The sequence below is a fragment of the Pseudomonas sp. CH235 genome (assembly GCF_004368175.1).
Taxonomy (GTDB): Bacteria; Pseudomonadota; Gammaproteobacteria; order Pseudomonadales; family Pseudomonadaceae; genus Aquipseudomonas; species Aquipseudomonas paraglycinae.
Genome location: NZ_RRZJ01000020.1, coordinates 99365 through 106062 on the forward strand (window position 1 = coordinate 99365; position 6698 = coordinate 106062).

6 protein-coding genes are annotated in these 6698 nt (G+C 62.4%); 5 read left to right on the plus strand and 1 reads right to left on the minus strand.

Translation table 11 applies throughout. The annotated features are described in order from the left end of the window. Nucleotides 1–39: 39 nt before the first annotated feature. From EIY71_RS19895 to EIY71_RS19905, 3 genes are all read left to right on the plus strand, one after another. Complete coding sequence (locus tag EIY71_RS19895) at nucleotides 40–822, plus strand: sulfite exporter TauE/SafE family protein (RefSeq protein ID WP_085746720.1); 783 nt, start codon at nucleotides 40–42, stop codon at nucleotides 820–822. Between the two features lie 96 nt (nucleotides 823–918). Next, nucleotides 919–1734, plus strand: coding sequence for a prolipoprotein diacylglyceryl transferase (gene lgt / locus EIY71_RS19900; RefSeq protein ID WP_007953463.1), 816 nt, complete (start codon nucleotides 919–921; stop codon nucleotides 1732–1734). A 50-nt stretch (nucleotides 1735–1784) separates the two neighbouring features. Then, nucleotides 1785–2756 carry a thymidylate synthase gene (locus EIY71_RS19905; RefSeq protein WP_134022819.1) on the plus strand — a complete coding sequence of 324 codons (972 nt, stop codon included), beginning with the start codon at nucleotides 1785–1787 and terminating at the stop codon, nucleotides 2754–2756. Between the two features lie 119 nt (nucleotides 2757–2875). On the opposite strand, the gene cadR is transcribed toward EIY71_RS19905, so the two are convergent. Continuing rightward, the gene (cadR, locus tag EIY71_RS19910) at nucleotides 2876–3325 is read right to left on the minus strand and encodes a Cd(II)/Pb(II)-responsive transcriptional regulator (RefSeq protein ID WP_064600182.1); all 450 of its coding nucleotides are present in this window, start codon (nucleotides 3323–3325) and stop codon (nucleotides 2876–2878) included. 84 nt (nucleotides 3326–3409) lie between these two features. Here cadR and EIY71_RS19915 point away from each other — a divergent pair, with 84 nt between their 5' ends. Next, nucleotides 3410–5719, plus strand: coding sequence for a heavy metal translocating P-type ATPase (locus EIY71_RS19915; RefSeq protein ID WP_134022821.1), 2310 nt, complete (start codon nucleotides 3410–3412; stop codon nucleotides 5717–5719). 16 nt (nucleotides 5720–5735) lie between these two features. Further along, nucleotides 5736–6599: a LysR family transcriptional regulator gene (locus tag EIY71_RS19920; RefSeq protein WP_007953452.1), complete on the plus strand. Its 864-nt coding sequence runs from the start codon at nucleotides 5736–5738 to the stop codon at nucleotides 6597–6599. The last annotated feature ends 99 nt before the right edge of the window (nucleotides 6600–6698 follow it).

Consider the following 6698-nt stretch of genomic DNA (forward strand, 5'->3'; position numbering starts at 1 on the left):
TGCCGCTCCGGTTTTGGGGACGCGCCTTGGGAGGCAGTCATGGAATTTCTGCTCTATCTGGCGCTGGGCGCCTGTGCGGGCGTACTGGCCGGGCTGTTCGGGGTGGGCGGCGGGATCATCATCGTCCCGGTGCTGGTGTTCAGTTTCACCTTGCAGGGCTTCGATCCGTCGATCCTGACCCATCTGGCGGTCGGCACGTCCCTGGCGACGATCATATTCACGTCGGTCAATGCCGTGCGCGAACACCATCGACGCGGCGCCGTGCGCTGGCCGATCTTCAAGTGGATGACCGTCGGCATCCTGCTCGGCGCCGGTTTCGGAGCGCTGACCGCCGAAGCGATCTCCGGGCCCAACCTGCAAAAGATCATCGGTGTGTTCGCCCTGGTGATCGCGGCGCAGCTGGCGCTGGACGTCAAACCCAAGGCCAGCCGAACGGTGCCGGGTAAACTCGGTCTGACCGTGGCCGGCAGTGTGATCGGCTGGGCATCGGCGATTTTCGGGATTGGCGGCGGCTCGCTGACCGTGCCGTTCCTGACCTGGCGCAGCGTGCCGATGCAGCAGGCGGTGGCGACCTCGTCGGCCTGCGGTCTGCCGATTGCTGTGGCCAGTGCAATAAGTTTCATGATTCTGGGCTGGCATGATCCGTTGCTGCCGGCCCATAGTCTCGGTTTTGTGTATTTGCCGGCGCTGCTTGGCATTGCGCTGACCAGCATGGTGTTCGCCCGTCTCGGCGCGCGGCTGGCGCACAAGTTGTCGCCGAAGTTGCTGAAACGGCTGTTCGCGGCTTTGCTGTTTTGCGTGGGCCTGAGCTTTCTGTTCTGAGCCGTGTGTTTTGGCAGGTCGCAATCCTGGCTTAATCCTGAGGTGACAGCGTCGCCCGGGAATTTTTGAAGATTTGAATGCTAACGAGGAGTCGCAATGCTGCCTTACCCGCAGATCGATCCGGTGGCCCTGGCCATCGGTCCGCTGAAAATCCACTGGTACGGCCTGATGTACCTGGTCGGCATCGGCGGCGCGTGGCTGCTGGCATCGCGCCGGCTCAACCGTTTCGACCCGACCTGGACCAAGGAAAAACTCTCCGACCTGGTGTTCTGGCTGTCGATGGGTGTGATTGTCGGCGGGCGTCTGGGCTATGTGCTGTTCTACGACCTGAGCGCCTACATCGCCAACCCGACGCTGATTTTCGAAGTGTGGAAGGGCGGCATGTCGTTCCACGGCGGTTTCATCGGCGTGATGCTGGCCGCGTTGTGGTTCGGCAAGCGTAACGGCAAGTCGTTCTTCCAGCTGATGGACTTCGTGGCGCCGATGGTGCCGATCGGTCTGGGCGCCGGACGCATCGGCAACTTCATCAACGCCGAGCTGTGGGGCAAGGCCACCGACGTGCCGTGGGCCATGGTGTTCCCGCCGTTCAGCGACCCGGCGCAACTGCCGCGTCACCCGTCGCAGCTGTATCAGTTCGCACTGGAAGGCGTGGCGCTGTTCCTGATCCTCTGGCTGTTCTCGCGCAAGCCACGGCCAACCATGGCGGTCTCCGGCATGTTCGCGCTGTTTTATGGCATCTTCCGTTTCATCGTCGAATTCGTCCGCGTGCCGGACGCGCAACTGGGCTACCTGGCCTGGAACTGGCTGACCATGGGTCAGGTACTCTGCGTACCGATGATCATCGGCGGGCTGTTCCTGATCTGGCTGGCCTACCACCGCGCCCCGGCGGCGCCGGTTGCACCGACAGCTTAAATATTCGAACCCCGGCGACGTTTGCCGGGGCTCAAGGACACAGGTAACTCATGAAGCAATATCTCGATCTGGTGTCGCACGTCATCAACAACGGCACCAAACAGGCCAACCGTACCGGCGTGAACACCATCAGCTTTCCGGGCGCCATGCTGCGCTTCGATCTGCAGGAAGGATTCCCGGCGATCACCACCCGCAAGATGGCCTTCAAATCGGCCATCGGCGAGATGTGCGGCTTTCTGCGTGGTGTGAACAACGCTGCGGAATTCCGTGCGCTGGGCTGCAAGGTCTGGGATCAGAACGCCAACGAAAACGCCCAGTGGCTGGCCAATCCGTTCCGTCAGGGCGAAGACGACCTCGGCGAAATCTACGGCGTGCAATGGCGCAAATGGCCGGCGTACAAGCAGATCCCGTTGAGCAACACCGCCGCCATCGAACAAACCCTGAGCAACGGCTACAAGCAGATTGCACAGGGCGAAGAAGACGGCCAGGCCTATGTGGTCTTGTACAAAGCCATCGATCAGGTGCGCCAGTGCGTCGACACGATCATCAAGGACCCGGGCAGCCGCCGCATCCTGTTCCACGGCTGGAACTGCGCCCAGCTCGATGAAATGGCCCTGCCGCCGTGCCATCTGCTGTACCAGTTCCACCCGAATGTCGAGACCAAGGAAATTTCCCTGACCCTCTACATCCGCTCCACCGACCTGGGTCTGGGCACACCGTTCAACCTCACCGAAGGCGCCGCGCTGCTGAGCCTGATCGGTCGCCTGACCGGCTACACGCCGCGCTGGTTCACCTATTTCATCGGTGACGCCCACGTCTACGAAAACCACCTGGACATGCTCAACGAACAGCTCAAGCGCGAGCCGTTCGCCATGCCGAAGCTGAAGATTTCGGACCGCGTGCCGGAGTTTGCCAAGACCGGTGTTTATCAGCCGGAGTGGCTGGAGCTGGTGGAGCCGAGCGACTTCTCGCTGGAAGGCTACGAGCACCATGCGCCGATGACCGCGCCGATGGCGGTCTAGTCGGCAGGATCGTTCCCACGCTCTGCGTGGGAATGAATCCCGTGACGCTCCGCGTCACTTTGGACGCGGAGCGTCCATGGCGGCATTCCCACGCGGAGCATGGGAACGAGCGTCAATCGTTAGTGGCCGTGGCTTCTGCCCACATGGGAATGTTCGACTTCGGTTGCCACAACCCCGCCACTGACTTCCAGCCTCTGCAAAATCCCGCACTGATCCGCCTCCGGCCCTTCGCCACAGCGCTGGCGCAGGTCGAGCAGTTGCGTCTGCAACGCCAACAACCCATCGATTCGCGCCTTGACGTGCTGGATGTGCTCGTCGATCAGCGCATTCACGCTTTCGCATTGATCCTGCGGGCTGTCGCGCAAGGCGAGCAGGCTGCGGATTTCTTCGAGGGTCATGTCGAGGGTGCGGCAGTTGCGGATGAAGGTCAGGCGCTCGGCGTGGGCCTGAGTGTAGACGCGGTAGTTGCCGTCGCTGCGGGCCGGTTCCGGCAGCAGGTTTTCGCGTTCGTAGTAGCGGATGGTTTCCACGGCGCAATCGGTCTGTTTCGCCAGTTCTCCGATCTTCATGACGGCAATCTCCAAAAGGGTGCTTGACCCTATAGTGGCTACAGGGTCTTTACTTGGCAACAGGCACCTTCATGGACGCGACCAATGAGCGATTCCCTGCACACCCACAAGCCCGGCGACGGGCACGATCACAGTCACAAACTGCAGCCTGTGCAGAAACATGCCCACGGCGGCGATTCCTGCTGCGAGTTGAAAACCTTTGCGCCTGCGCCGGTTCATTCGAGTGAAGACTCGTGCTGCTCGTCTAAAGCCGCCGCGCCTTCACTGGTTCAACTGAGCGAGGCAAAAAGCGCCGACGCCCGGCTGAGCAGCTTTCGCATCGAGGCGATGGACTGCCCGACCGAACAGACGCTGATCCAGAACAAGCTCGGCAAACTGGCCGGGATCCAGCAACTGGAATTCAACCTGATCAACCGCGTGCTCGGCGTGACCCACAATCTGGCTGACACCGCGCCGATCATCGACGCGATCAAATCCCTCGGCATGCAGGCCGAGCCGCTGGAGGCGGGCGTCGAAGCGCCAACGCCGGCGCCGGTGAAAAAATATTGGTGGCCACTGGCACTGTCCGGCGTCGGTGCGCTCGCTGCCGAAGTGATCCACTTCACCAGCGCCGCGCCGACCTGGGTGGTGGCGATCATCGCGCTTATCTCGATCCTCAGCGGTGGCCTCACCACCTACAAAAAGGGCTGGATCGCCCTGAAGAACCGCAACCTCAACATCAACGCCCTGATGAGCATCGCCGTGACCGGCGCCGTATTGATCGGCCAATGGCCGGAAGCGGCGATGGTGATGTTCCTGTTCACCGTGGCCGAGCTGATCGAAGCGCGCTCGCTGGACCGCGCACGCAACGCCATCAGCGGCCTGATGCAGATGACGCCGGAGCAGGCGACGGTGTTGCAGGCGGACGGTAACTGGGTCGAACTGGACGTCAAAAGCATCGATCTCGGCGCCCGCGTGCGGGTTAAACCCGGTGAGCGCATTGCGCTGGACGGTGAAGTCGTCAGTGGCAGTTCGACTATCGATCAAGCGCCGATTACCGGTGAGAGCCTGCCGGTGGAGAAAACCGTCGGCGACAAGGTCTTTGCGGGCACCATCAACCAGGCCGGTTCGCTGGAATACGCGGTAACGGCAGCGGCGAACAATTCGACTCTGGCGCGGATCATCCACGCCGTGGAACAGGCGCAAGGCGCGCGTGCGCCGACCCAGCGCTTCGTCGATCAGTTCTCGAAAATCTACACCCCGGTGGTCTTCGTCCTGGCGCTGGCCGTGGCGATCATCCCGCCGCTGTTCATGGGCGCCGCGTGGTTCGACTGGATCTACCGCGCCTTGGTGCTGCTAGTGGTCGCGTGCCCTTGCGCACTGGTGATTTCCACCCCGGTGACCATCGTCAGCGGCCTCGCGGCTGCGGCGCGCAAAGGCATTCTGGTCAAGGGCGGCGTGTACCTGGAGGGCGGTTTCAAGCTCGACTATCTGGCCCTCGACAAGACCGGCACCATCACCCACGGCAAACCGGTACAGACCGATTACCTGTCCCTCGACCCGACCGCCGACGCCACGGCCCCGGCGATTGCCGCCGCGCTGGCCGGTCGCTCCGATCACCCCGTATCGCTGGCCATCGCCAATGCGGCTGTGGATAAAGGGTTCGCGGCTCTGCTTGTGGATAACTTCGAAGCGCTGGCCGGCCGTGGGGTAAAGGGCGAGGTCAACGGTCAGGTCTACCACTTGGGCAACCACCGTCTGGTGGAAGAACTGGGCCTGTGCTCGCCGCAACTGGAAGAAAAACTGTTCGCGCTGGAGAAACAGGGCAAGTCCGTGGTGTTGCTGCTCGACCGTTCCGGCCCGCTGGCATTGTTCGCCGTGGCCGACACGGTCAAGGAAACCAGCCGCGAAGCGATCCGCCAACTGCACGAACTGGGCGTGAAAACCCTGATGCTCACCGGCGACAACGTCCACACCGCGCAGGCGATTGCGGCGCAGGTCGGGATCGATCAGGCCAAGGGCGACTTGCTGCCGACCGACAAACTGCAAGCCATCGAAGACCTGTATGCGCAGGGCCGTCGAGTTGGCATGGTCGGCGACGGCATCAACGATGCGCCGGCACTGGCTCGGGCCGAGATCGGGTTTGCGATGGCGGCGGCCGGCACCGACACCGCGATCGAAACCGCCGATGTCGCCCTGATGGACGACGATCTGCGCAAGATTCCGGCCTTCATCAGCCTGTCGCGCCATACCGCCACTATCCTCAAGCAGAACATCGCGCTGGCGCTGGTGATCAAAGCGATCTTTCTTGGGGTAACCTTCGCCGGGCTCGCCACCATGTGGATGGCGGTGTTTGCCGACATGGGCGTGAGCCTGCTGGTGGTGTTCAACGGTTTGCGCCTGTTGCGCAAATAGAGGAAGAGGGACGGTTGTGCTGAGTGCCGAGCTGAAAGCGTTTTACATGGTGGCCCGCCTGGGCAGCATCACGCTGGCGGCGAAAAAGCTCGGCCTCAGCCAACCGACCGTGACCACTCAGATCCGCAATCTGGAAAGCCAGTATTCGGTGGAGTTGTTCTACCGTGGCGGCCGGCGCTTGAGTGTCAGCGACGAAGGTGCGCGACTGTTGCCGATGGTCAAAGCCTTGTTGCAGCAGGAAGCCGATATCGAGTTCTTCCTGCGCAACAGCGGCCAGGTGCAGGGCACGCTGCGCATTGCCGCCACCGCGCCGTATTACATCCTTGATCTGGTTAAGACGTTCCGCGAGCGTTTGCCACAGGTAGAAGTGTCGGTGGAAATCGGCAACTCGCAGCAGGTGCTCGAAGCGCTGGAGGATTATCGGGTGGATGTCGCGGCCTCGTCGCAGTTGCTCGACGATGCACGGCTGATCCGTCGGGTGTTGGGCAGCGACCCGCTGGTGCTGGCGGTGCATCGCAATCATCCACTGGCGGCGCACGACCATGTGACGCTGAGTGCGCTGGCCGGGCATACCTTGTTGATGCGTGAATCCGGCTCAACTACCCGTCGCCTCACCGAAGAATTGCTGGCCAGCGCCGGCGTCAGTTTCGGCCCGTTGCTGGAGATCGGCAGCCGCGAATCGATTCGCGAGGCGGTGCTGCGCAACATCGGCATCAGCATCATCGCCCGCCAGGAAGTGCCGCACGATCCGCAGTTGCGGGTGCTGACCCTCGAAAATGCGCCGCAGATTCCCGAATACCTCTACTGCCTCAAGGAACGCAAGAACGCCCGCTTGCCGGCAGCGTTTCTCGGACTGGCGCAGGAAATGTCCCCGGCTTAGTGATCGTTCCCACGCTCTGCGTGGGAATGCAGCCCGGGACGCTCCGCGTCCCTTCCAGAGCCGAACGCGGAGCGTCCGTTGAGGCATTCCCACGCAGAG

Coding starts and splice junctions, on each gene's coding strand:
- EIY71_RS19895 (WP_085746720.1), top strand. CDS start 40: ATGGAATTTCTGCTCTATCTGGCGCTGGGCGCCTGTGCGGGCGTACTG.
- lgt (WP_007953463.1), top strand. CDS start 919: ATGCTGCCTTACCCGCAGATCGATCCGGTGGCCCTGGCCATCGGTCCG.
- EIY71_RS19905 (WP_134022819.1), top strand. CDS start 1,785: ATGAAGCAATATCTCGATCTGGTGTCGCACGTCATCAACAACGGCACC.
- cadR (WP_064600182.1), bottom strand. CDS start 3,325: ATGAAGATCGGAGAACTGGCGAAACAGACCGATTGCGCCGTGGAAACC.
- EIY71_RS19915 (WP_134022821.1), top strand. CDS start 3,410: ATGAGCGATTCCCTGCACACCCACAAGCCCGGCGACGGGCACGATCAC.